At 71.4% G+C, this 25,658-nt stretch carries 18 protein-coding genes; 6 read left to right on the top strand and 12 right to left on the bottom strand.

The genetic code is table 11. The annotated features are described in order from the left end of the window. Window positions 1-227: 227 nt before the first annotated feature. Together AC0HI0_RS42745 and AC0HI0_RS42740 are read right to left on the bottom strand one after the other, a co-directional pair. Complete coding sequence (locus AC0HI0_RS42745) at window positions 228-1,583, bottom strand: aldehyde dehydrogenase family protein (RefSeq protein WP_480929165.1); 1,356 nt, start codon at window positions 1,581-1,583, stop codon at window positions 228-230. 66 nt (window positions 1,584-1,649) lie between these two features. Beyond that, a complete protein-coding gene (locus AC0HI0_RS42740; protein WP_480929164.1) occupies window positions 1,650-2,252 on the bottom strand; it encodes a mycothiol-dependent nitroreductase Rv2466c family protein in 603 nt (200 codons plus the stop codon). Window positions 2,253-2,473: 221 nt separating this feature from the next. On the opposite strand from AC0HI0_RS42740, the gene pepN reads away from it, so the two are divergent. Beyond that, window positions 2,474-5,035, top strand: coding sequence for an aminopeptidase N (pepN, locus tag AC0HI0_RS42735; protein ID WP_480929163.1), 2,562 nt, complete (start codon window positions 2,474-2,476; stop codon window positions 5,033-5,035). A gap of 203 nt (window positions 5,036-5,238) precedes the next feature. Here pepN and AC0HI0_RS42730 read toward each other — a convergent pair whose 3' ends face one another. The 3 genes from AC0HI0_RS42730 to AC0HI0_RS42720 are packed head-to-tail and all read right to left on the bottom strand — an operon-like array spanning window position 5,239 to window position 7,159. Beyond that, window positions 5,239-5,715, bottom strand: a complete 477-nt coding sequence (locus AC0HI0_RS42730; RefSeq protein ID WP_480929162.1) for a DUF5130 family protein — start codon at window positions 5,713-5,715, stop codon at window positions 5,239-5,241. Further along, window positions 5,702-5,947: an aa3-type cytochrome oxidase subunit CtaJ gene (gene ctaJ / locus AC0HI0_RS42725; RefSeq protein WP_480929161.1), complete on the bottom strand. Its 246-nt coding sequence runs from the start codon at window positions 5,945-5,947 to the stop codon at window positions 5,702-5,704. The genes AC0HI0_RS42730 and ctaJ overlap by 14 nt, the downstream gene beginning before the upstream one ends. Window positions 5,948-5,974: 27 nt before the next feature. After that, window positions 5,975-7,159 (bottom strand): MFS transporter, encoded by a 1,185-nt coding sequence (locus AC0HI0_RS42720; protein ID WP_480929160.1) that lies wholly within the window; start codon window positions 7,157-7,159, stop codon window positions 5,975-5,977. Between the two features lie 282 nt (window positions 7,160-7,441). Between AC0HI0_RS42720 and AC0HI0_RS42715 the strand changes: the two genes are divergently transcribed. Next, window positions 7,442-8,398, top strand: coding sequence for a hypothetical protein (locus AC0HI0_RS42715; protein ID WP_480929159.1), 957 nt, complete (start codon window positions 7,442-7,444; stop codon window positions 8,396-8,398). Between the two features lies 1 nt (window position 8,399). Here the strand turns inward: AC0HI0_RS42715 and AC0HI0_RS42710 are convergent, their stop codons facing one another. Further along, on the bottom strand, window positions 8,400-9,065 hold the full coding sequence (locus AC0HI0_RS42710) for an HNH endonuclease (protein ID WP_480929158.1): 666 nt from the start codon (window positions 9,063-9,065) through the stop codon (window positions 8,400-8,402). 152 nt (window positions 9,066-9,217) lie between these two features. Between AC0HI0_RS42710 and AC0HI0_RS42705 the strand changes: the two genes are divergently transcribed. The 4 genes from AC0HI0_RS42705 to AC0HI0_RS42690 all read left to right on the top strand — a co-directional run bounded on the left by AC0HI0_RS42705 (window position 9,218) and on the right by AC0HI0_RS42690 (window position 15,484). Continuing rightward, window positions 9,218-11,392, top strand: a complete 2,175-nt coding sequence (locus AC0HI0_RS42705; protein WP_480929157.1) for a prolyl oligopeptidase family serine peptidase — start codon at window positions 9,218-9,220, stop codon at window positions 11,390-11,392. A gap of 22 nt (window positions 11,393-11,414) precedes the next feature. Next, window positions 11,415-12,299, top strand: a complete 885-nt coding sequence (locus AC0HI0_RS42700) for a mechanosensitive ion channel family protein (RefSeq protein WP_480929156.1) — start codon at window positions 11,415-11,417, stop codon at window positions 12,297-12,299. A gap of 1,154 nt (window positions 12,300-13,453) precedes the next feature. Further along, the gene (locus tag AC0HI0_RS42695; RefSeq protein WP_480929155.1) at window positions 13,454-13,837 is read left to right on the top strand and encodes a globin; all 384 of its coding nucleotides are present in this window, start codon (window positions 13,454-13,456) and stop codon (window positions 13,835-13,837) included. 57 nt (window positions 13,838-13,894) lie between these two features. Beyond that, a complete protein-coding gene (locus AC0HI0_RS42690) occupies window positions 13,895-15,484 on the top strand; it encodes a glycoside hydrolase family 13 protein (RefSeq protein WP_480929154.1) in 1,590 nt (529 codons plus the stop codon). Between the two features lie 143 nt (window positions 15,485-15,627). Here the strand turns inward: AC0HI0_RS42690 and AC0HI0_RS42685 are convergent, their stop codons facing one another. The 6 genes from AC0HI0_RS42685 to AC0HI0_RS42660 form a co-directional block, all read right to left on the bottom strand. Next, a complete protein-coding gene (locus tag AC0HI0_RS42685) occupies window positions 15,628-16,254 on the bottom strand; it encodes a DUF8010 domain-containing protein (RefSeq protein ID WP_480929153.1) in 627 nt (208 codons plus the stop codon). After that, on the bottom strand, window positions 16,247-16,678 hold the full coding sequence (locus tag AC0HI0_RS42680) for an acyl-CoA thioesterase (protein ID WP_015098769.1): 432 nt from the start codon (window positions 16,676-16,678) through the stop codon (window positions 16,247-16,249). The genes AC0HI0_RS42685 and AC0HI0_RS42680 overlap by 8 nt, the downstream gene beginning before the upstream one ends. Before the next feature lie 52 nt (window positions 16,679-16,730). Further along, the gene (locus AC0HI0_RS42675; protein WP_480929152.1) at window positions 16,731-17,762 is read right to left on the bottom strand and encodes a DNA glycosylase AlkZ-like family protein; all 1,032 of its coding nucleotides are present in this window, start codon (window positions 17,760-17,762) and stop codon (window positions 16,731-16,733) included. Continuing rightward, a complete protein-coding gene (locus AC0HI0_RS42670; RefSeq protein WP_480929151.1) occupies window positions 17,759-18,748 on the bottom strand; it encodes a LacI family DNA-binding transcriptional regulator in 990 nt (329 codons plus the stop codon). Before AC0HI0_RS42670 ends, AC0HI0_RS42675 begins: the two co-directional genes overlap by 4 nt. A gap of 11 nt (window positions 18,749-18,759) precedes the next feature. Continuing rightward, on the bottom strand, window positions 18,760-20,310 hold the full coding sequence (locus tag AC0HI0_RS42665; protein WP_480929150.1) for a glycoside hydrolase family 13 protein: 1,551 nt from the start codon (window positions 20,308-20,310) through the stop codon (window positions 18,760-18,762). A gap of 260 nt (window positions 20,311-20,570) precedes the next feature. Further along, complete coding sequence (locus tag AC0HI0_RS42660) at window positions 20,571-25,541, bottom strand: NAD-glutamate dehydrogenase (protein WP_480929149.1); 4,971 nt, start codon at window positions 25,539-25,541, stop codon at window positions 20,571-20,573. Window positions 25,542-25,658: the final 117 nt, after the last annotated feature.

The raw sequence follows: 25,658 nt of genomic DNA, 5'->3' as shown, positions 1-25,658 counted from the left end.
GGACCCGGCAGGCTCGTACCCGTCCCGGAGATCGGGACGACGTCGTGCGCGCGGCGGGGCTGTTCTCCCCAGCGGCGATCGACGGGCAGGACGCGGTGGTCCTCCACGGGGGTCGTGCTCGGCCCGAAGCGTGGACGCGCGGCCCGTCGGCGCTCCCGCGAGCGCGCCGACGTCAGGGGGGATGCGATCGGGGTCCCGGGCGGTACCGGCCCGCGGACCCCGGTCGGCTACCGCTGGACCGACTTGACCTCGGTGAACTCGTCGAGCCCGAACCGGCCGAACTCGCGGCCGTTGCCGGACTGCCGGTAGCCGCCGAACGGGGCCGAGGTGTTGAACGCCGCGCCGTTGATGTCCACCTGCCCGGTGCGCAGGCGCCTGGCCACGGCCAGGGCGCGTTCCGGGTCGGCGGAGAACACCGCGCCGCCGAGCCCGTAGATGGTGGAGTTGGCGATCCGCACGGCGTCGTCCTCGTCGGTGTAGGGCAGCACCGACAGCACCGGGCCGAAGATCTCCTCCTGGGCGATCGCCATGTCCGGCCGCACGTTGCCGAACACCGTCGGCGCGACGTGGAACCCGCGTTCGGTGGGCGCGTCCGGGCCGCCCAGGGCGAGCACCGCGCCCTGCTCGACACCGCGCCGGATGTGGTCGACCACCCGGTCGCGCTGCGCGGCGGACACCGCCGGGCCGAGCCGGGTGGTGGGCGCGGCCGGGTCGCCCGGCACGTACTTCGCGGCGGCGGCGACCGCGACCTCCAGCGCCTCGTCGTGCCGGTCCGCGGGCACCAGCAGCCGGGTCCACGCGCTGCACGCCTGGCCGTTGTTCATGAACGCGTTGGCCACGCCGATCTTCACCGCGCGGGCCAGGTCGGCGTCGTCGAGCACCACGTTGGCGGACTTGCCGCCCAGCTCCAGCGCGACCCGCTTGACCGTCTCGGCGGCCAGCGCGGCCACCCGCCGACCGGCGCGGGTCGACCCGGTGAACGACACCGCGTCCACCAGCGGGTGCCCGGCGAGCGCCTCGCCGACCACCGGGCCGGTGCCGTGGACCAGCTCGAACACCCCGTGCGGCACGCCCGCCGCGGCGAGCACCTCGGCCAGCAGGTCGGCGGTGAGCGGGGCGAGTTCGCTGGGCTTGAGCACGACGGTGTTGCCGGCGGCGAGCGCGGGCACGACCTTGGCGACCATCTGCTGGAGCGGGAAGTTCCACGGCGTGATCGCGCCGACCACGCCGACCGGCTCGCGCAGGATCAGCGAGTTGCCGATCTCGGCGTCGGCGAAGTAGCCCGCCTCCAGCGCGTCGGCGACCCCGCCGGCGATCCCGACCGGGTTCGGGACCTGCACCTTCGTCGCGAACGTGATGGGCGTGCCCATCTCGGTGGTCATGGTCGAGGCCAGCTCGTCCAGCCGGGCGGTGAGGCCCTCGGCGATCTTCCGGACGGTCCGCGCGCGCTCCTCGACCGGGGTCGCGGCCCAGGCCGGGAAGGCGGCGGCGGCCCTGGTGACGGCGGCGTCCACGTCGCCGGGCGTGCCCGCGCGGACCGTGCCGACGACCTCTTCGGTGGCCGGGTTGACGACCTCGATCATGACCTGACTCCCGGATGTTGTGACACTCTGAGCCGATTCCCGCCTCAGAGTGTCACATCCGGGGGCTCACGAGAAGTCGGGCTCGCTCGTCCGGGTGCGCTTGAGTTCGAAGAAGTACGGGAAGGAGGCCAGCGCCACCGCGCCGTCGAACACCTTCACCGCGTCCTCGCCGCGCGGGATCCTGGTCAGCACCGGGCCGAAGAACGCCACGCCGTCGATGTGGATGGTGGGCGTGCCGACCTCCTGGCCGACCGGGTCCATGCCGCGGTGGTGGCTGGCGCGCAGCTCTTCGTCGTACTCGGTCGAGTGCGCCGCCTCGGCCAGCGACGCGGGCAGGCCCACGTCCTCCAGCGCCAGCTTGACGACCTCGTCGTAGTCCTTGTTGCGCTCGTTGTGGATGCGCGTGCCCAACGCCGTGTAGAGGTCGCGCAGCACCTCGTCGCCGTGGTGGCGCGCGGCGGCGATGGCCACCCGGACCGGGCCCCAGGCGCGGTCGAGCAGGTTGCGGTAGCCGGCGTCGACGTCGCGGCCCTCGTTGAGCACGGAGAGGCTCATCACCCGGAAGTTCAGGTCGAGGTCGCGCTGCTTCTCCACCTCCAGGATCCACCGCGAGGTGATCCAGGCGTACGGGCAGGCCGGGTCGAAGTAGAAGTCGACCTTGGTGGTCATGGTGCGGTGCTCCTCGTGCTCAGGCGGGTCTCGGGCGGTCCGCCACTGCGGTGTCCACCCATGCCAACCACCCCGCCTCCCGGACTCTTCCCTCGGACGGAGTCCACCTAACGCCGTCTCACGTGATTGGATGCGACTGTCGTGTTCACCGACACGACACCTTCCCCGTTCCGACGAGGTCGGCGCCGAGACCACGAGGGCGCCGGCAGACGAGGTGACCAGTGGCGGCACCCAACCTGACCCGCGACCAGGCGCAGCAGCGGGCTGTGCTGCTGGAAGTCGACTCCTACCAGATCGAACTGGACCTCACCGACGGTGGCGGCAAGCCGGGCGCGGACACGTTCCGCTCCACCACCACGGTGGCCTTCCGCAGCCGGACGCCGGGCGCGTCCTCGTGGGTCGACATCGTGGCCGCCACCGTGCACCGCGCGGTGTTGAACGGGGTCGAACTCGACGTCTCCGGCTACCGCGAGGACGACGGCCTGCCGCTGACCGGCCTGGCCGAGGTGAACCAGCTCACGGTCGAGGCCGACTGCCGGTACATGAACACCGGCGAGGGCCTGCACCGGTTCGTCGACCCGGTGGACGGCGGCGTCTACCTGTACTCGCAGTTCGAGACCGCGGACGCCAAGCGCATGTTCGCCTGCTTCGACCAGCCCGACCTCAAGTCGGTGTACGACCTGACGGTGACCGCGCCGGCGGACTGGAAAGTCATCTCCAACGCCGCGATCGAGTCCACTGTGGACGGTGAGGGCGGCGCGGACAAGCACGTCTTCGCCCGCACCAAGCCGATGTCCACCTACCTGGTGGCACTGGTGGCGGGCCCCTACGCCGAGTGGCGCGACGAGTTCACCGACGGCGAGACCACCATCCCGCTGGGCATCTACTGCCGCGCGTCGCTCGCCCCGCACATGGACCACGAGCGGCTGTTCACCGAGACCAAGCAGGGCTTCGGCTTCTACCACAAGGCGTTCGGCGTCAAGTACCCGTTCGGCAAGTACGACCAGTGCTTCGTGCCGGAGTTCAACGCGGGCGCGATGGAGAACGCGGGCTGCGTCACGTTCCTGGAGGACTACGTCTTCCGCAGCCGGGTCACCCGCTACCTCTACGAGCGGCGCGCGGAGACCGTGCTGCACGAGATGGCGCACATGTGGTTCGGCGACCTGGTCACCATGCGCTGGTGGGACGACCTGTGGCTGAACGAGTCGTTCGCCACCTGGGCGTCGGTGCTGGCGCAGGCCGAGGCCACCGAGTACCGGCAGGCGTGGACGACCTTCGCCAAGATCGAGAAGTCCTGGGCGTACCGGCAGGACCAGCTGCCCTCCACGCACCCGGTCGCCTCCGACATCCCGGACCTGCAGGCCGTCGAGGTCAACTTCGACGGCATCACCTACGCCAAGGGCGCGTCGGTCCTCAAGCAGCTGGTCGCCTACGTCGGCCTGGACAACTTCCTGGCGGGCCTGCGGGTCTACTTCGCCAAGCACGCCTGGGGCAACGCCACGCTCGCCGACCTGCTCGGCGCGCTGGAGGGGGCCTCCGGCCGCGACCTGTCCTGGTGGAGCGCGCAGTGGCTGGAGACCACCGGCCTGAACCTGTTGCGCCCCAAGTACTCCGTGGACGCGGACGGCAGGTTCACCGATTTCGCGGTGCTCCAGGGCGGTGCCCGGCCGGGCGCGGGCGAGCTGCGCACCCACCGGCTGGCCATCGGCGTCTACGACTCCGGCCCGGACGGCAAGCTGGTCCGCACGCACCGCGTCGAGCTGGACGTGGCCGGCGAGCGAACCGAGGTGCCCGACCTGATCGGCGTGCCGCGCGGCAAGCTGGTGCTGGTCAACGACGACGACCTGACCTACTGCACGATGCGGCTCGACGAGCACTCGCTGGCGTCGCTGGTGGACCACATCGCCGACATCGCCGAGCCGCTGCCGCGCACGCTGTGCTGGTCGGCCGCGTGGGAGATGACCCGCGAGGCCGAGCTGAAGGCGCGCGACTTCGTCAACCTGGTGCTGGGCGGGCTGCACGCGGAGACCGAGGTCGGCGTGGTGCAGCGGCTGCTGCTCCAGGCGCAGACCGCGCTGTCGTCCTACGCGGACACGTCGTGGCGCGAGGAGGGCTGGCGGCGGTTCGTGGCCAAGACGCTGGAGCTGGCGCGGGCCGCCGAGGCGGGCTCGGACCACCAGCTGGCGTTCGTCAACGCGCTCGCGGGCTCGGTGCTCGACGCCGAGGGCGTGGCCGTGGTGCGGGGCTGGTACGAGGGCACCGACGTGCTGCCGGGCCTGGACGTGGACACCGACCTGCGCTGGCGGCTGTTGCAGGCGCTGGTCGCGCACGGCGCGGCGGGCCTGGCCGAGATCGCCGCCGAGGAGGAGCGCGACCCGACCGCGACCGGGCGTCGGCGGGCCGAGTCGGCACGGGCGCTGCGGCCGACCGTGGAGGCCAAGACCGAGGCGTGGGACCGGGCGGTGAACGACGACGAGCTGCCGAACGCGGTCAGCGAGGCGGTCGTCGCGGGCATCCAGCACCCCGGCCAGAAGGCGCTGCTCCAGCCGTTCGTGGCGCGGTACTTCGCGGACGTGGCGGACGTGTGGGACCGGCGCTCCAGCGAGCGGGCGCAGTCCATGGTGGTCGGGCTGTTCCCGTCGTGGTCGATCGCGCAGGACACCGTGACGGCGGCGGACACGTGGCTGGCGGAGGAACGCCCGCCCGCGCTGCGCCGGCTGGTGTCGGAGGGCCGGGCGGGCATCGTGCGCGCCCTGGCCGCCCAGGAGTTCGACCGGTCCTGATCGGACCGTGCCGGAGGCCGCGCTCCCCTGGTGGGGCGCGGCCTTCGCCGTGTCCGGGCGCTTCCGGTCCGGGGCTTCGGGATCGGGCGCTTCGGGATCGGGCGCTCGGGGCTTCGGGTCGTGCGGGTCCCGGTTCGGGATCGCGCGGGCGGACGACGAAGGCCGCGTCCCCCGGTCGGGGAACGCGGCCTTCGTGGACGGTGTCAGGTGCGGGGTGCGTGACCGGCCTGGTCGGTGAGCATCCGCAGGCCGCTCACCAGGCCGCCGGCCAGGTCGCCCTCCTTGAAGGAGGCCACCATGCTCATCACCGCGAGCTTCGCGCCGCGGTCGGCGAGCCGGCGGTGGGACTCCTCGCCGGTCACCACCTCGACCACGCGCTCGCCCGGCGACACGGCCAGCAGCACCGCGTGCGACGGGCGCTCGGTGGCGGCGTGCAGCTGCTCGGCCTTCGCGCGCGTCTCGGAGCCCAGTTCGCCCAGGTACACGCTGAAGTCCAGGCCGGTGGTCCGGCTGGCGAGGGTGATCGCCTCGTCCAGCGCGGCCAGCTGGACCGGTGTGAACGGCAGGGCCGGCGGGTGCGGCTGGTACATCTTCGCGGCCGACACCCGGCCGCTGTTGGTCACCGCCGCGCCCAGCGGCAGCTCGGCCGGGTGGACCGGCGCGATCTCACCAGTTGCCACGTGCGCCTCCCCTGGCGGTCGGGCCCGAGACCGGGGCGGTCTCGGCGTGGTGGTGGTCGGCGGGCAGGCCGCCGGGGTTGGCGCTCCACCACACCGGGGCGTAGCCCCATTCCTGGCCCGGGCGGTACCGCACGATGCGGGTGGCCTTCGGCCTCAGCGTCAGTAGCGTGATCACGCCGTAGATGGCCAGCGGGATCAGCGCGAAGACGAGCACGGTCTCCACGATGGTCACGGCGGTTACGGTAACCGATCCACCCCGTCACGTCCGGGCGAGGGGGCGTGCGAGCGCCGCGGCGGTCAGCACGACCACCCCGCCCGCCACCAGGTAGACCGTTCCGAGCGACGTCCCGGCGGCCAGCGGACCGGCCAGACCGGCCCCGATCGGGGACAGCCCCCACGCCAGCACGCGGTACGCGCTCGTCACCCGACCCATCAGCGGCTTGGGCGTCAGGCGCTGCCGGCGGGTCGCGGACAGCACGTTCCAGCCCGCCGACGCGAGCCCGAAGAAGAACACCGCGCCGATCGCGACGGGCAGCAGCGACACCGCGCCGAACACCGCGAACGCCACGCCCAGCAGGGCCAGCGCGCCCACCATGACCGGCCCGGCGCCCAGTCGCGGAGCCAGTCGCGGGCTCAGCCGCGCGCCGACCAGCGCGCCCAGCGCCATCACCACCACCAGCCACGGCACGAACTGCTCGGGCAGGCCGAGGACGTTGATCGAGTAGAGCGCGAGCATGGCGTTGACGCCCGCCGCGCACACCGCCGTGATGCCGACCGCGAGCACCAGGACCCGAAGCCCGGGAACCCGGAACAGCGTGCCTGCGCCTTCTGCCAATTGAGACCGCAAAGTGCCGGGAGACGGGTGTTCGTGGCGGTCCACTTCGGGCAGCCGGACGACGAAGAGCGCGGCGACGACGAAGGTCAGCGCGTCCAGCGCGAAGCACGCCGCGGGGTGCCACCAGAACAGGAGGCTGGCCGCGAGCGGGCCGGCGAGGTCCATGCCGACGGTCTCGGCGGTGACGAACCGGCCGTTGGCCTCCTCCAGGTCGTCGGGTCCGGCGAGTTCGACGAGCAGCACCTGGGAGGCGGAGTCGGCGAAGGTCTCCGCACTCGTGAGGAGGAAGCCGGCGGCGCACAGCACGGCGACGGTCGCGCTTTCCGTGAACACCGCCCAGGCGAGCAGCCCGGTGACGACCGCCCTGAACGTGTGTGCGACGGCGACCACGAGACGGGGCTTCCAGCGGTCCACCAGAACGCCTGCTGGGAGCGCTACCACCAGCCAGGGAAGGACCACCGCGACCGCCACCGCCGACGCCGCCAGGGGGCTCCTGGTGCTCACCGCGGTGTAGAGCGGGAGCGCCACGGTGCGCACGCCGTCGCCCACCAACGACGTGACCCAAGCACCTGTCAGCAGGCGGAATTGTCCGGTTCGGACACCCCTCACGCCGATCGATCTGCCCACGTGCGACGCCCCGTCTGTGATCCGGACGACCCTCGACCAGACCTCACGCTACGCACGGTGTCCATAGTTGCCGAAAGTAGTAACCGAACAGTTCTACTGTCGCAGTGAGTACACCCGTTCGGCCTTCCCCCGGAAGGAGGCGAATGGCGGCCGGTTTGGCGTCTTGTCCTCCGCCCACTCGGCTTCTAGCTTTTCACCTGTACGGGTCTTGCGCATCCCTTTCCGGATACTAATTCCCGCCCGATGAGTCTCGGAGGACACGACATGTACACCGTGAACCGCAACCAGGCCCCCGCCCTCACTCGTTCGTCGTACACCCGGATGGACGAGTCAGTTACGCCTGTTCAGCGTCCGGACGTGACCTCCAACTCGGTGCGCATCACCGCGCGTGACTCCGTTCGCATCACCTCGCTTGACTCTGTTCGGAGCATGGATCGTGACTCTGTGCGCATCACCGCGTTGCGCGATTCGGTCCGCATCACTGCCCTGGGGTCGGTCCGGATCACCGCTGCGGACTCGGTGCGCATCACCGCGCGTGACGCCGACCGTGACTCGGTGCGCATCACGGCGCTCGGCTCGGTCCGGATCACCGGGCGCGGCTCGGTCCGGATCACCGCGCGGGACTCCGTGCGCATCACGGCACGCGACTCGGTCCGGATCACAGCGCGCGATTCGGTGCGCATCACGGCTCGCGACAGCGTGCGCATCACGGCTCGCGATACGGATCGCGACTCGGTGCGCATCACCGCGCGGGACAGCGTCCGCATCACGGCATGCGAGCCCCTCCGTGACTCCGTGCGCATCACCGCACGGGATTCCGTGCGCATCACCGCTCGCGACTCGGTGCGCATCACGGCCCGCGACAGCGTCCGCATCACCGCTCGCGACTCGGTTCGGATCACCGCGCGGGACAGCGTCCGCATCACGGCATGCGAGCCCCTGCGTGACTCCGTGCGCATCACCGCACGGGACTCGGTGCGCATCACGGCCCGCGACAGCGTCCGGATCACGGCGTGCGACTCGGTTCGGATCACGGCTCGCGACAGCGTGCGCATCACGGCTCGCGATACGGATCGCGACTCGGTGCGCATCACCGCCCGCGACAGCGTGCGCATCACCGCACGGGATTCCGTGCGCATCACCGCTCGCGACTCGGTGCGCATCACGGCGCGCGACAGCGTCCGGATCACCGCGCAGGACGAGTTGGCCCTGGCCGCGTGACCTACGCCGCCGGCTCGCCCAGGTAGGGCAGCCACAGCGGGTCGGCCTCGGTGACGCCCGCCAGCAGCCGCCAGTGCGGCCCGCGCGGCGCGTTCGGCACGACCCGGAGTCGCCAGCCCAGTTCGGACAGCAGTTTGTCGGCCTTGCGGTGGTTGCACTTCGCACAGCAGGCCACGCAGTTCTGCCAGGAGTGGGGTCCGCCTCGGGAGCGCGGCACCACGTGGTCGATCGTCTCGGCGCGTCCGCCGCAGTACGCGCACCGATACCGGTCCCGGTGCATGAGACCGGCGCGGGTCAGGGGCACCCGGCCCCGGTACGGGACCCGCACGTAACTGCTCAACCTGATCACCGACGGCACCACGACCTCGGCCGTCGACGAGTGGACGACGGCACCCGCCGGGTCGCCGTGCACCACCTCCGCCTTGCCGCACACCACCAGCACGACCGCGCGCCGCAGCGGCAGCGCGGTCAAGGGCTCGAAAGTGGCGTTCAGCAGCAGGACTTTCCGTCTTCCCCAGGGCAACACCACGGGCGCCGGACCGGCCCCCTCCCCGTCGACCACAGCGTGCACGGCGTGCACAACAGGCTGTTTTTGGCCGGACGGTGCCGACGGCGCGATCCCGGTGCTCGCCAGGGCGCCGATCGGGGTGGGTTGTCGGTCTGGCACGCGACCACCTCCACCGGTTCAGGCATAGCAGACCACAGATCACCCCCAAAAATCACGCGTGATATGTGACGCGTCATGGGCCCGGGGTCAAAACTTCGGTGAACCAGCCCCTATCGGACATGGTTTTCACTTCCCGCGCTACGCTCGGCGGGGTGACGGACCCATCTCCCGCAGCCCTGCCTGCGACGATCACCTACCCCGCCGCGGAACGGCTCGACCTGGTCGAAGACCTGCACGGACACCCGGTGGCCGACCCGTACCGCTGGCTGGAGGACCCGGCCGACCCGCGCACCACCGAGTGGTCGGGCCGCCAGGACGCGCTCGCCCGTTCCTGGCTCGACGCCCTGCCCGGGCGTGGCGCGCTCGGCGAGCGGTTGACCGAGCTGATGCGCACCGGTGCCGTGGGCACGCCCGTGTGGCGCGCCGGCCGGGCGTTCTACACCCGGCGCGGACCGGAACAGGACTACCCCGTGCTCTACGTCCTCGAAGACGGCGTCGAACGGGTGTTGCTCGACGTGACCGAGCTGGACCCCACCGGGCGGACCACGCTGGACCGGTGGTCACCGTCCGTGGAGGGCGACCGGCTGGCCTACCAGGTGTCGGTGGGCGGTGACGAGCACTCCCTGCTGCACGTGCTCGACGTCACCACCGGCGAGCTGGTGGAAGGCCCGATCGACCGGTGCCGGTACTCCCCCGTCGGCTGGCTGCCGGGCGGCGAGGAGTTCTTCTACGTGCGGCGCGTCGACCCCGAACTGGTGCCCGAGGACGAACGGCAGTTCCACCGTCGCGTGTGGCGGCACCGGGTCGGCACGGACCCGGCGACGGACGTGAACGTGCACGGCGACGACCTGGACCACACCTACTACTACGGGCTGTCGGTCACCGACGACGGCCGGTGGCTGATCGTGAGCGGCGCGCCCGGCACGGTCCGCCGCGACTCCGTGTGGATCGCGGACCTGCACGGCACGGGCGAACTGCGGCCGGTGATCCTGGCCGACGCGGGCGCGCAGTGCTCGGCGTGGGTCGAGGAGGACCGCCTGTACCTGCGGACGAGCCTCGACGCGCCGCGCTTCCGGCTGTGCGTGGCCGACCCGGCCGACCCCGGCGACCCGGCGCGGTGGACGGAACTGGTACCCGAGCAGCCCGACTCGGTGCTGGACGGCGCGACCTGGTTGGACGGTGCGCTGGTGCTGCTGCGCACCCGGCACGCGGTGTCCGAACTGCACCTGCACGACCCGTCGTCGGGCGCGCACCTGGGAGAGATCCCGTTGCCGGGCACCGGATCGCTGCACGGCTGGTCCACTGTGGACAGTGCGACGCCGGTCGACCGGGACGTGCTGTGGTTCGGCTTCTCGGATTTCGTGACGCCGCTGTCGGTCTACCGGTTCTCGTTGTCCCGCAAAACGACCACGCTACACGCCGCCGCGCCCGGCACGGCCGTGCTGCCGGAGGTGACCACCCAGCAGGTCGTCTACGAGTCGGCCGACGGCACGGCGGTCCGGATGTTCGTGGTGTCCGGCGAACAGCACCCCGACCTGCCCAGGCCCGCCCTGCTGACCGGGTACGGCGGTTTCGCGGTCGGGCGCGGCCCGGGGTACAGCGCCACCGCGCTGGCGTGGGTCGAAGCGGGCGGCGTGTGGGTGCACGCGTCGCTGCGCGGCGGCGACGAGGAAGGCGAGCAGTGGCACCGGGCCGGGATGCGCGAGCACAAGCAGAACGTGTTCGACGACTTCCACGCGGCGGCCGAGCGGCTGATCGCGGACGGCTGGACCACGCCGCAGCAACTGTCGGTCATGGGCGGGTCCAACGGCGGCCTGCTCGTCGGCGCGGCGCTGACCCAGCGTCCGGAGCTGTACCGGGCCGTGGTGTGCTCGGCGCCACTGCTGGACATGGTGCGGTACGAGAACTTCCTGCTCGGGAGGCTGTGGGCGGAGGAGTACGGCAGCGCGGCGGTGCCCGGAGAACTGGCCTGGCTGCTCTCGTACTCCCCGTACCACCGCGTCCGCGCCGACGTTGAGTACCCTTCGGTGCTGTTCACGGTGTTCGAGTCGGACAGCCGCGTGGACCCCAACCACGCCCGCAAGATGTGCGCCGCGCTACAACACGCGACGGCGAGCGACCCGACGAAGCACCCCGTGTTGTTGCGCCGGGAGACCGAGGTGGGGCACGCGGGACGATCGGTGAGCCGATCGGTGGGGCTGGCCGTGGACCAGTTGACCTTCCTGGCCGGAGCGACCGGTCTGGAGTTCGCCCGGGGCGCGGACTCGTCGGAGATGGTCCGAGATGATCTGAAGATGGCCCGAGATCGCAGCGGGTCTGAGATGTGAGACGTCGAGGAGGAATGGGTCGGTGGACGTGGAGTCGACGCTGGCGGTCGATTGGTGGGTGGTCAACGGGCCGAAGATCGCCGAAGGCGCGTTGCGGATCGCGTTGACGGTGCTGATCGCCGTCGTGCTCCGGTTCCTGCTGCGACGGCTGATCGATCGGCTGACCAGGAGTTCGTCCGAGGAGCGCAAGCCCAAGCTGCTGCGGCCGCTGCGGGAACGCGCGCCCCAGGCGTTGGGCGTCCTGGTGTCGGAGCGGCGCGAGCAGCGCGCGAAGACCATCGGCTCGGTCCTCAAGTCGGTCACCACGATCGTGGTGTTCGGCATCGCGTTCATCCAGGTGCTGACCGAGCTGGGCATGGACCCCGCGCCGATCCTGACCTCGGCGGGCATCCTCGGCGTGGCGGTCGGTTTCGGTGCCCAGAACCTGGTCAAGGACTTTCTGTCCGGCATGTTCATGATGCTGGAGGACCAGTACGGGGTGGGCGACGTGGTCGACCTCGGCCCGGCGACCGGGACGGTCGAGTCGGTCGGCCTGCGCATCACGACGATCCGTGACACGAACGGCACGGTCTGGTACGTCCGCAACGGCGAGATCCTGCGAGTCGGCAACTCCTCGCAGGGTTTCGCCGTGGCGGTGGTCGACCTGCCGCTGGCGTACGGGGCGAACCTGGCGTCGGCGACGGAGGTGCTGACGTCGGCGGCGGAGGCGGCGGTGGCCGAGGAGTCGCTGGAGAAGGACGTCATCGACAAGGCGCAGGTGTTGGGCGTGGAGAAGGTGACGCCCGAGGGGATGACGATGCGCGTGACGGTGAAGGTCCGGCCTGGCCGTCAGTGGGCGGTGCAGCGCGCGTTGCGGGCGAAGTTGATGCCGGCGTTGGACGACGCGGGCATTTCGCTGAAGGCGTGACGCCGGGCGGCGTGACGGGCTCCGTGACCTGGTCTGGCGTTGTCTGGCCTGGCGTTGTCTGGCCTGGCGTTGTCTGGCCTGGCGTTGTCTGGCCTGGTCTGGCCGCTCGAAGGTCTGACGGCTCGGCGTTCGGCACTCGCCGGAGTTCGACGCTCCCGGGGTCGGCGCACGCGATTGTCGGCGGGCACTCTCAGTTTCGGTGCGTCTGATTGTCGGTGGGTGCTGGGATAATGGTGTCGGGGGCCGGAGGCCACGCCCAGGCCCGCCGGCAGGCGCTGAAACTGCTCATCCAGGCGTCGAACCCGCCCCCGCAGGAGCGGGAAACTGCGGCCGGGCTCGTGCTCGACGTCTCGGTGAACGGCCCCCGCAGGAGCGGGGAAGAACTGGGCCATTACCCACACGGCCGCTTTATCGCCGGTTCACCCCCGTGTGCGGGGAAGCAGTCAGCTTCGGCCGGGTCAGATCGGCGGCGAGCGGGTCACCCCCGCGTGCGCGGGGAAATGACGATCTTGGGATCGTATCGGCGATCCCCGTAGGCGCGGGGAGGAGTTGGCGGCTCCGCTGGTCGTGCTGTCCGTTGCGGGACCACCCCCGTGCGGGGAAGAGTGCCTTGACGACCACTCGTCCGCGACCAGCTCCTGGTCACCCTGCGTGCGCAGGGAAGTGCGCCGATGACGGGCGTACCCCTCTCCCAACGCTGGGATCACCCCCGCCTGTGCGGGGAGGAGTGCGGGCTCTTGGGTGGTCGGCTTCGCCGGGGCGGATCACCCCCGCCTGTGCGGGGAAGAGGCGTGCTGACCAGGTGTTCTGGAAGCGTTGGTCGTCGTTTTTATTCGGTCCACGCACGTTCAGTAATCCGACGTCCCGGGACGCCCAAACGAGAGCCAAAAGCGTCCTCGCCGGACGGGCGAGCCGCCAAGGATGACAAGAGAACGGGCGGGCGTCGTGTCATCCCCGTATGGCCCGGTCGGAGACAACCACCCTTGGCCAGGGTGTGCAAGCGAAGGACGTGCTTGCACACCCTGGCCAAGCGCGGTTCGCTGGCGCGCGGGCCATACGGGGATGACACGACGCGAGGCTGGGTGTGTGCGCTGCGCGCGCACGGGTGTGCGGGCGTGGCCGTGGGTGGTCTCGGTGAGTGGCAGGATGGTGGGGTGAGCAGCGCGGAGAACTTCTACGAAGCGGTGGGCGGGTACGAGACGTTTCACAAGATCGTCGCGCGGTTCTACGAGTTGGTGGCCGACGATCCGGTGCTCCGGCCCCTCTACCCCGAGGAAGACCTCGGGCCCGCCGAAGAGCGGTTCCGGTTGTTCCTCATGCAGTACTGGGGTGGGCCGCACACGTACTCCGATCAGCGTGGCCACCCTCGGCTCCGGATGCGTCACGCACCGTTCGTGATCGGTCCCATTGAGCGGGACGCGTGGTTGCGCTGCATGCGTGTCGCGGTGGACGAGGCGGACATCACGCCCGAACACCGTGACCAGCTTTGGGCGTACCTGGAGATGGCCGCGAACAGCCTCATGAACGCCTGGGTGTGATTGTTGATCACTCGAACGGGGACGGGTTCGGCGTTGCGGGTGGCAGGATGACATCTCGTGCGACGATCCTCCGACCTCCAACCAGAGATCGCCGACGACTCCGCCTGGTGGCGTGACGCCGTCTTCTACCAGGTCTACGTCAGGTCGTTCGCCGACTCTGACGGAGACGGGGTCGGCGACCTGGAGGGCATCAGGTCCCGGCTCGGCTACCTCGAACTGCTCGGTGTCGACGCGCTGTGGTTGACGCCGTTCTACACCTCGCCGATGGCCGACCACGGCTACGACGTGGCGGACCCCCGTGACGTCGACCCGCTGTTCGGCGACTTGGCCGCGTTCGACCGGCTGGTCGCGGAGGCCCACGAGCACAACATCCGCGTCACCGTCGACGTCGTCCCCAACCACACCAGTGACCGGCACGCCTGGTTCCAGGCCGCGCTGCGCTCCGCGCCGGGCAGCGCGGAGCGGGACCGGTACTTCTTCCGCGACGGGCAGGGGTACGACGGGTCCCAGCCGCCGAACAACTGGACCAGCGTGTTCGGCGGTCCGGCGTGGACGCGGGTCGCCGACGGGCAGTGGTACCTGCACCTGTTCGCGCCCGAGCAGCCCGACCTGAACTGGGACAACCCGGAGGTCCCGGCCGACCTGACCCGGACCTTGCGGTTCTGGCTGGACCGGGGTGTGGACGGCTTCCGGATCGACGTGGCGAACGGGATGGCGAAGCCTTACGGGCTGCCGAACATGGATCCGCGCGTCTTGACGCAGGGGCCGGGCGTGGTCGCGGGCGACCCCCGGTTCGACAACGACGCCGTGCACGAGGTGCACCGGCTGATCCGCAAGGTCGTCGACGAGTACCCGGGTCGCATGGCCGTGGGCGAGATCTGGGTGATGGACGACGAGCGGTTCGCCCGCTACATCCGGCCCGACGAGCTGCACCTGGGCTTCAACTTCCGGCTGGTGGAGGCCCCGTTCGACGCGGACGCGGTGCGTACGGCGATCGACCACTCGTTGGCCGCTGTCGCGCCTTACGGCACGCCTGCCACGTGGACGCTGTCCAACCACGACGTGGTGCGCCACGTGACCCGTTACGGCGGTGGTTCGCTGGGTGTGCGGCGAGCGCGCGCCATGGCGTTGGTCGAGTTGGCGCTGCCGGGGGTCGTGTACCTGTACAACGGCGAGGAGTTGGGCCTGCCGAACGTGGAGTTGCCGGATTGGGCGCTCCAGGACCCGACGTGGCTGCGTTCCGGCCACACCGAGCGCGGACGGGACGGGGCCCGCGTTCCGCTGCCCTGGGAGGGCGACACGCCGCCGTTCGGCTTCTCGGAGGGTGTGAGCACGTGGCTGCCCCAGCCGAACGAGTGGGCGGGGTTGACGGCGGAGTCCCAGTTGGAGGACCCGGAGTCGATGCTGTCGCTCTACCGGCACGCGGTGGAGCTGCGGAAGTCGCACCCGTCGATCTCGGGGGACGAGGTGGAGTGGTACGGCGCGCCGGCCGGTTGCTTCGCCTTCCGGCGGAAGGGTGGCGGGCTGATCTGCGCGCTCAACACGTCGGGTGGACCGGTGCCGTTGCCGCCGGGTGAGATCTTGCTCTCCAGCGGGCCCATGGACGGCAACCAGCTGCCCCCGGACACGGCGGTCTGGCTGGTCTGACGGGCCGGCGACTGCGCCTAACGCGCACTAGCCTGAAGCCTTATGGGCAACGAGCCCCGAACGGCCCCCTGGTGGGGGGTTGTTCGGGGCTCGGTGTGTTTGTGGCCCGGGTCCGGGTGTCGTGGTCTGACCCGGCTCGGTGGTCAGACGAGCAGCGGGAGCATCGAGTGACGGCGGCGGACCACCGCGCCGAAACGGGCGTCGATGCGCAGCCACGAGTCGGTCGCGGTCACGCGGACGTCGTCGCCGCCCAGGAAGCCCATGCCGGAGAGGGCGAACAGGCAGCGCAGGGGGACCTTCACGTCCAGGCCCGAGCCGCTGACCGTCAGCACCGTCTGGTCCAGCAGGGAGGCGGGCGGGGTGCCGTGCGGGCCGCTGTTCTCGCGGGCCACGGCCACGCCCTGCTCGGCCAGCTCGGACACCACGTCGCCGGGCAGGCGGTCGACCGGGAGCCAGCCCTCGGCGGGCGGCAGGGCGGTGCGCCACATCAGGTCGCGGGCGGGGCCCGGGTCGACGGTTTCGCTGCGGACCACGGCCAGGCCGGTCAGCAGGTCGCTGCCGGACACGGTGACGTCGGCCGGGGTCACCCGGCCGGCCACGGTGCGGGTGGCCAGGGCGTCGAACGGGGTGGCCACCCAGGCGTCCAGCAGGTCGCCGTTCGGGCGGTTGCGCAGGCGGACGACGCTCTGCGCGTCGAGCCGCACCGCGCGGGCCACGAACGCGCCCAGGTCGTCCCGCTCGGCGGGATCGGCGAGCACCAGCTCAGGCACCGTTACCTCCGGCACGCCAGCCCGCGAGGAAGTCGCGTTCGGCTTCGAGGAGACGGCGCGGGCGTCCGGCCGTCAGGTTGTAGGGCACCATCAGGGTTTCCGCGGTCGCGACCACGGGACTGCCCTCACGGCGGCCGTTGCGCACCGAGTAGTCCAACGTGAAGGAAGCCGATTTCAGCTCACGCACGGACATCTCCACCACGATCTCGTCACCGGTGAACACCAGGGGTGTCAGGTAGTCGACGGTCAGGCGGGCCACCACGACGCCGTGCGCCATGTCCGGCACGCCGTGCCGGGCGGCCTCGGTGAACAGCAGGTCTATCCGGGCCTCCTCCAGCAGGGTAACCGTGTTGGCGTGGTTGACGTGGCCGAACGCGTCCATATCCGACCAGCGCGGACGCACACCCGTGACGAACACACCCAACTTGAACGCGCCTCCTGCGGTAGCTTCCGGTGGCGTTGACCCTATCCGCGTGCTACCGCCAGGTTAAGTCGGCACCCGTACCCAGGAACCCGGCCAACCGGTCGGCCTCTTCCCGCAGGTGGTCGGGGTCGATGCGGTGGTCGGAGTCGATGCGGTGGTCGGAGTCGATGCGGTGGTCGGGATCGATGGAGTGGTCGGAGTCGATGCTGTGGTCCCGGACGAAGGGGTGGACCTCGAAGCCGGTCGGGGTCTTGCGCCAGGTGGCGACCACCTTCCCGTCCACGACCACGTGCGGGGTCAGGAAGCCGCCGCCGGTCTGGATGCGGGGGGCGAACTCCGGGTCCAGGGCGAGCGAGCGGTCCTTGTAGCCGAGCAGGTACGGGTCGAAGTGGCCGAGCATGCGGACGGTGCCGTCGGGGTCCGCGCGTTCGGCGGGGATGTCCGGGAGGTCGCGCAGCTCGCGTTTGGGCAGGCCGCTCCAGACCGCGAAGTCCGCCGCGGTGGCCGGGCCGTACGCCCGGCGGTAGCGCCGCCAGAGGTCTTCCACGGTGCCGTCCGCCCACGGCACGTCGTCGAACATCTGGTAGCGGTCGTCCAGGCCGCGGTGCAGGAAGCTGGACACGGCCGCGTACATCAGCAGGTGTGCCGGGGCCTGGGTGGTGGGGTCCAGGGGAAAGCCGACTTCGGCCAGCCGGTCGACCACCTCGGCGCGGGTGAGCGGTTCGGTCAGCACCTCGCAGAGGGCGCGGATGCCGCGTTCGCACAGCTCGTCGGTGAGGCCGAGCTGGTTGCGGCGGTTCCGGGTGGACGCGAGGACCGACGGCTTGAGCAACGGCAGGACCCAGAGGTCGTCGTAGGCGATCAGGTGCAGGGTGCCGCGCATGGCCCAGGTGCGCACGAACCGGCCCTCGAAGGACTCGACGCCTCGGGCTCGGGCGGCCAGGGCCATCGCGGGGACGTCCTGGGCCTGCAACGCGAAGGTCGCGTCGAGCAGTTCGGTGAGGTCTTCGGCCGGGTGGGAGAGGCGCTGGGCGCGCATCCGGCGGGCCAGCGCGTCGGCCGGGGCCAGGTCGGTGCTGCTCATCGGGGGCGGGCTCCGGTCGAGCCTCGGACGACCAGTTCGGGCTGGAACACGAACTCGGCGTGCGGGGCCGGGGTGCCGCCGATCTCCTCCAGCAGGGCGTGCACGGCGGCCTGGCCCATCTTGTCCACGGGCTGGCGGATGGTGGTGAGCGGCGGGTCGGCGAAGACGATCAGCGGCGAGTCGTCGAAGCCCACGACGGAGACGTCGCGCGGCACGTGCAGGCCGCGTTGGCGGGCCGCGCGGATCGCGCCGAACGCCATCAGGTCGCTGCCGCAGACCACGGCCGTGCAGCCGAGGTCGAGCAGCGCGTCGGTCGCGGCCTGGCCGCCCTCGACGGTGAACAGGGAGTGCTCGACCAGCTCGCCGGGGCGGCCGAGGGCGGTGAACGCCTCGACCATGCGCTGGGTGGGCACGAACCGGGGCGGGCCCACGGCCAGACCGATCCGCTCGTGGCCGAGTTCCAGCAGGTGGGAGACGGCCAGCCGGACGGCGGCCCGGTTGTCGACGGACACGAACGGCGCGGACACCCGGTCGGTGTGGCCGTTGACCATCACGAACGGGACGCCCCGGCCCGCGAGCTTCACGTACCGGTCCATGTCGGCGGTGGTGTCGGCGTGCAGGCCGGACACGAAGACGATCCCGGTGACCCCCCGGTCGACCAGCATCTCGGTGAGCTGGTCCTCGGTCGAGCCGCCGGGCGTCTGCGTGCAGAGCACCGGCGTGTACCCGTCACGGGTCAGGACCTGCTCGATGACCTGCGCGAACGCCGGGAAGATCGGGTTGTTCAGCTCCGGGGTGATCAGGCCGATCAGGCCGGCGCTGCGCTGTCGGAGCCGGGGCGGGCGCTCGTAGCCGAGGACGTCCATCGCGGCCACCACCGCCTGGCGGGTCGTGGGCGAGACGCCCGGCTTGCCGTTGACCACCCGGCTGACCGTCGCCTCGCTCACGCCCGCCTGGTCGGCGATGTCACTGAGCCGTGCTGTCACATCGGGTGACTTTACGGCCGGGACTCCCACACGGCCGTGTCCGCCGGCACCGTGATCGTCGTCCCGCCGGCGGGGCAGTCGCCGGAGGTGAGCAGCACGTCACCGTCCGTCGGGAGGTCGACCGCGGCGGTGCCGAGGTTGACCGTGCAGGTGAAGCCGCCGCGCCGGAACCGGAGCACGTCGGCCGGGGCCGGGAGCCACTCGACCTGGGTGCCCGCGCCGAGGTCGGGGTGGTCGCGGCGGATCCGCAGGGCGGCCCGGTACAGCTCCAGCACCGACTCCGGGTCGCCCCACTGGGCCTGGACGCTCTTCGCGCCCCAGTCGGCCGGCTGGGGCAGCCAGGGGGCGACGTCGCCGAATCCGAACGACGGGCCGTCGGCCGTCCACGGGATCGGCACGCGGCAGCCGTCGCGGCCCCGGTCGGTGTGGCCGGAGCGCTCCCACACCGGGTCCTGGAGCACGTGCTCGGGCAGGTCGAGGACTTCCGGCAGGCCCAGTTCCTCGCCCTGGTAGACGTAGGCCGAGCCGGGCAGCGCGAGCATCAGCAGCGCGGCGGCGCGGGCGCGGGCCGCGCTGCCGTAGCGGGTCGCGTGCCGCTGCACGTCGTGGTTGGACAGCACCCACGTGGTCGGGGCCTGGACCGGGGCCATGGCGGCCAGCGAGGCGTCGACGACCGAGCGCTGCGCGGCGGCGTCCCACTCGGTGGTCAGGTAGTGGAAGTTGAACGCCTGGTGCAGCTCGTCGGCGCGCAGGTAGCGGGCGGTGCGCTCGGGTCCGGGCGTCCACGCCTCGGCCACGCCGACCCGTTGGCCGGGGAACGAGTCGAGCACCTTGCGCCAGTCGCGGTAGATCTCGTGCACGCCGTCCTGGTCGAAGTACGGCAGCGCCTCGGTGCCCAGCAGCCCGATCTGGCCGGTGCGGCCGACGTCGGGCAGGCCGTCGGCCTTGACCATGCCGTGCGCGACGTCGACGCGGAACCCGTCCACGCCCAGGTCGAGCCAGAACCGCAGCACGTCCAGGAACTCCTCGCGCACCTCGGCGCGGTCCCAGTTCAGGTCGGGCTGCTCGGGGGCGAACAGGTGCAGGTACCACTGGCCGTCCGGGACGCGGGTCCACGCCGGGCCGCCGAACACCGACTCCCAGTCGTTCGGCGGCTGGTCGCCGACGCCGTCGCGGAAGTGGTAGCGGGCGCGCTCCGGGGAGCCGGGGGCGGCGGCCAGCGCCTGGCGGAACCACTCGTGCGCGGACGAGGTGTGGTTGGGCACCAGGTCGACGATCACCCGCAGCCCGAGGTCGTGCGCGTCGGCGACCAGGGCGCGGGCATCCTCCAGCGTGCCGAACAACGGGTCGACCGCGCGGTAGTCGGCGACGTCGTAGCCGCCGTCGGCCATCGGCGAGGCGTAGAAGGGGGTGATCCACACGGCGTCCACGCCGAGGTCGGCGAGGTGCGGCAGGCGGGAGCGGATGCCGGGCAGGTCGCCGACGCCGTCGCCGTCCGAGTCGGCGAACGACCGGACGTAGACCTGGTAGATGACGGCTTCGCGCCACCAGTCCTGGCTCATGGGGTGTCCGTCCTTCCGAGGGGGTGCGGACGCCATGAAATACTTTGCAAGAGTTTTCAGCAAGTCGGGCGCGCGGTGACGCCCACTACGCGCTCGGGTGATCAGTGCGCCGCCGGCACTTGCGGGTCGACGGGTGCGGCGCGGCCGATGGCCTGCCCGCAAACTTCATGGCCTGCCTGCAAACTTTTGCGGCTCAGGTCGGGGGTCGGGTCGGCGGGGCGGGAGGGGGCCGGGCCTCGTGGGAGGCCCGGCCCCCGGCTTCAGCGGATCATGCTGCGGACCTGGCGGGCGGCCACCGAGAGGGTGGCGAGGTCCAGCCGGCTCACCCGGTTGATCTCGGCGAGGGCCGCGCGGGCCCGGCCGAGGCGGGAGGCGTTCGCCTGCTCCCACGCCGCGATCTTGTCGGCGGCCGGCTCGCCCGGCTCGCCGGAGCGCAGCACGTCGATCGTGATCGAGCGCAGCGACGAGTAGAAGTCGTCGCGCAGCGCCAGCCGGGCCAGCGCGTGCCAGCGGTTGCCGCGTTCCAGACCGCTGACCGAGCTGAGCATCCGGTCCACGTCGAGGTGGTCCGACAGCGCGAAGTACAGCTCCGCGGTCTCCGGGTGCGTGCGCTCCGGGCCGATGCCGTGGTCGTCCTCGCGTTCGGCGAGTTCGGCCACCTCGGTCACGTCCAGCAGGCCGTAGGTGAACAGCAGCGCCGCGATCCGCCGCGCCAGCTCCACCGGCACCCCGGAGCCGACCAGCCGCTCGACGTGCGCGACCACCGACTCCTTCTCCCGGCCCTGCAACAGGTCCAGGGTCTTGGGCGCCAGCTCGCCCACCACGCCCGCGAACCGGCTGATGGTCGAGCCGACCGCCAGCGGCTGCGGGCGGTTGGTGAGCAGCCAGCGCGACGCGCGGTCGAGCAGGCGGCGGGTCTCCAGGACCATGTCGTCCTGCACATCGGTCGGGACCACGTTGTCCAGCGCGCGGATGTCGCGCCACAGCGCCGGCAGGTCGTAGATCGCGGTCACGATCGTGTAAGCCCGCACGGCGTCCGTGGCGGACGCGCTGATCTCCTCGGCCAGCCGGAACGCGTAGGACACGCCGCCGCCGTCCACGACCTCGTTGACCAGCACCGTGGTGATGATCTCGCGGGACAGCGGGTGGTCGCCGATCGACTCGGCGAACCGGTCGCGCAGCTCGCTGGGGAAGTAGTCGGGCAGCTTGCGGGCCATCACGTCGATGGTCGGCAGGTCGCCCGCGAGGACCTCCTCCTTGAGCGCCAGCTTCACGTGCGCGAGCAGGGTCGCCAGCTCCGGCGAGGTCAGGCCGTCGCCGGCCTTCTCCAGCGCCTTGAACTCGGCGACGCCGGGCAGCGCCTCCAGCGCCCGGTCCAGCACGCCGCGCTGCTCCAGGTCCGCGACCAGGCGGGCGTGCACCGACAGCATCGGCGCGGCGTGGGCGCGCGACACGCCCAGCACCGCGTTCTGCGAGTAGTTGTCGGCCAGCACCAGGTCGCCGACCTCGTCGGTCATCTGGCCGAGCAGCTCGTTGCGCTGGTCCTGGTCGAGCTTGCCCTCCCGGACCAGCTCGTCGAGCAGGATCTTGATGTTGACCTCGTGGTCGGAGCAGTCCACGCCCGCCGAGTTGTCCAGCGCGTCGGTGTTGACCTTGCCGCCGGTGCGGGCGAACTCGATCCGGCCGCGCTGGGTCAGCCCCAGGTTGCCGCCCTCGCCGACCACCTTGGCCCGCAGGTCCGAGCCGTTGACCCGGATCGCGTCGTTGGCCTTGTCGCCGACCTCGCCGTGCGACTCGACGCCCGCCTTCACGTAGGTGCCGATGCCGCCGTTCCACAGCAGGTCGACGGGCGCGAGCAGGATCGCCTTCATCAGCTCCTGCGGTGACAGCTTTGTCACGCCCTCGGGCAGGCCGAGGGCCTCGCGGGCCTGGTCGCTGAGCGGGATGGACTTCGCCGATCGCGCCCACACCCCGCCGCCGGCGCTGATCAGCGCGCGGTCGTAGTCGTCCCACGAGGAGCGCGGCAGCTCGAAGAGCCGCTTGCGCTCGGTGAAGGACGGCGCGGCCGTCGGGTCCGGGTCGATGAAGATGTGCCGGTGGTCGAACGCGGCCACCAGGCGGATGTGCTCGGAGAGCAGCATCCCGTTGCCGAACACGTCGCCGGACATGTCGCCGACGCCGACCACGGTGAACTCCTCGGTCTGGGTGTCGGTGCCCAGTTCCCGGAAGTGCCGCTTCACGCTCTCCCACGCGCCCTTGGCGGTGATGCCCATGGCCTTGTGGTCGTAGCCGACCGAACCGCCGGACGCGAACGCGTCGCCCAGCCAGAACCCGTAGGACTTCGAGACCTCGTTGGCGATGTCGGAGAACTGGGCGGTGCCCTTGTCCGCCGCGACCACCAGGTACGAGTCGTCGCCGTCGTGCCGGACCACCTGCGGCGCGGGCACGACCGTGCCGGAGCTGAGGTTGTCGGTCAGGTCCAGCAGGCCCGAGATGAACTGCCGGTAGCAGGCGATGCCCTCGGCCAGGAACGCCTCGCGGTCCAGGCCCGGGTCACCGGTCGGCGTCGGCGGCTTCTTGAGCACGAAGCCGCCCTTCGCGCCCACTGGCACGATCACCGCGTTCTTCACCGCCTGCGCCTTGACCAGGCCCAGGATCTCGGTGCGGAAGTCCTCACGGCGGTCGGACCAGCGCAGCCCGCCTCGGGCCACCGGCCCGAACCGCAGGTGCACGCCCTCGATCCGCGGCGAGTATACGAAGATCTCGAACCGCGGCCGAGGCTGCGGCAGGTCCGGGATCGCGCGCGGGTTCAGCTTCACGGCCAGGTACGGGCGCGGGTTGCCGTCGGCGTCGCGGACGAAGTAGTTCGTGCGCAGCGTGGCCTGCACCAGCGTGAGCAGGCTGCGCAGGATGCGGTCGGCGTCCAGGCTCGTCACGTCGTCGATCAGCGCGGTGATCTCGGCGGCCAGCACGTCGGTGCGGGCGGCGCGCTGCGCGTCGTCCAGCGCCGGGTCGAACCGGGACTCGAACAGCCGCACCAGGGCCTTGGCGACCTCGGTGTGCCCGAGGACGGCGTCCTCGATGTAGTCCTGGCTGTACGGGGTGCCCGCCTGGCGCAGGTACTTGGCGTAGGCGCGCAGCATCCCGGCCTGCTGCCAGGTCACACCGGCCTTGAGCACCAGCGTGTTGAAGCCGTCCACCTCGGCCTCGCCGCGCCACGCGGCGGCGAACGCGTCCTGGAAGCGGGTGCGCACCGCCTCCAGGTCGTCCTGGGACAGCTCGTCCAGCGTCGACTGGTCGATGCGCAGGCCGAAGTCGTAGATCCAGCACTCGGTGCCGTCGTCGCGGACCAGTTCGTAGGGCCGCTCGTCGACCACGACCACGCCCATGCGCTGGAGCATCGGCAGCACGTCGGACAACGTCAGCCGCTCGCCCGCGAGGAACAGCTTGAACCGGCGCTCGCCCGGCTCGGCGTCGCGCGGCACGTAGAACTGCATGGCCAGGTCGCCCTGGGCCAGCGCCTCGATCCGGCGGAAGTCCGCCAGGCCCTCGGCGGCGGTGAAGTCCTCCTTGTACGCCTCCGGGAACGCCGCGGCGAACCGCAGGCCCTGCTCGGAGGAGGACTCGGTGCCCAGGCCCTGGCCGTCGCCGTGGCCGTCCAGGACGGCCTCCACCATGCGGTCGTCCCACGAGCGGACCGCCTCGGCCAGCAGCTGCTGCACGTAGGTGGTGTCCGGCTCGACCTCGGCCGACCGGCTCGGGTCGGTGTGCACGGTGAAGTGCACGCGGGCCAGCGCGGACTCGCCCACGCGCGCGCTGTACTCCAGGTTCAGGCCGCCCAGCTCGGCGATCAGCACTTCCTGCATGGCCAGCCGGGACGTGGTGGTGTAGCGGTCGCGCGGCAGGTAGACCAGGCACGAGAAGAACCGGCCGTACGGGTCGCGGCGCAGGAACAGCCGCAGCCGGCGGCGTTCGGCGAGCGCGATCACGCCGGTGACGTTCTGGTAGAGCGTCTCCGCGTCGACCGAGAACAGCTCGGTGCGCGGGTAGTCCTGGATCACCTCCAGCATCCGCTGCCCCGAGTAGGAGTGCAGCGGGAAGCCGGCGCGGTGGATGACGTCGCGGACCCGGCGCTCGATGGCCGGGATGTCGAGCACGTCCTCGTGCAGGGCGGTCGTGGAGAACACGCCCAGGAACCGGTGCTCGCCGGTCACGTTGCCCTGCGCGTCGAACGTCTTGACGCCCACGTAGTACGGGTAGACCGAGCGGTGCACGCTGGACTGGGCGCTGGCCTGGGTCAGCACCAGGAGTTCCGGCGACAGGGCCTGCGCGCCCGCGTCCGGCCCGGCGGTGAGGCTGCGCGCCGCGAGGCTGTCCTGTCTGAGCACCCCCAGCCCGCTGGCCAGCACCGCGCGCAGGGCGGGTTCGCCGCCGGTCGCCGGGTCGTCGCGGACCAGCTCGTACTGGCGGTAGCCCAGGAACGTGAAGTGGTCGTTGGCCAGCCAGCGCAGCAGGCGCGCGCCGTCGTCCACCTCGGCCGCGCTCAGCGGCGGCGGCGAGGTCTGGAGGTGCTCGGCGAGCTGGAGGGCCGTGCCGGTCATCTTGCGGGTGTCCTCGACGACCTCGCGGACGTCGTTGAGGACGGTGTGCAGCTTGGTCTCCAGCTCCCGCGCCCGGTCCGGGTCGGTGAGCAGGTCGACCTCGATGTACATCCACGACTCGGCCAGCGCGTCCGGCGGCGGGTCGGCCGGGTCGGCGGTCGGCAGAACCTCGTTCAACACGCCGGTCACCGGGTCCCGGCGCACCACCACGATCGGGTGGACCACCCGCTGCACCTGCACGCCGCCCCGGGTGAGTTCGGAGGCGACCGAGTCCACCAGGTAGGGCATGTCGTCGGTGACCACCTGCACGACGGTCGCCGGACACGTCCAGCCGTCGTGCACGCGGGTCGGGTTGAGGATGCGCACCACCGGCCGGCCCGGTACCCGGGTCTCGGCGAGCTGGTAGTTCGAGCGAACCGCCCCCACCAGGTCCACCGGGTCGTCGTCGTTGACTTCCTCGGCGGGGACGTGGCGGTAGTACAGGCGGATCAGGTCGGCCAGCTCGGGGGCGTTGGCGGCGGCCCGTTCGATCAATTCGTCACGAGCTTGTTCGGGACTGGCCGTGCGGCCGGCACCGGCATCGTGGCGGGTGGCGAGCTCCGATCGGGACGGGACTCCAGTCGAGGTCATGTTCAGGCGACTCCACGCTATCCGGCACCTCTGTGTGCCGGGTCCGGCCACCACTTAACCAGACGCCCGCCACCCTGTCGGAGCAACCCGGCGGACTGAATCGAGCCACTTGCGCCG

This window comes from Saccharothrix sp. NBAS 001, from assembly GCF_056640475.1.
The sequence above is the reverse complement of the archived record's forward strand: the minus strand, read 5'-3'. Positions and strand labels throughout refer to the sequence as shown.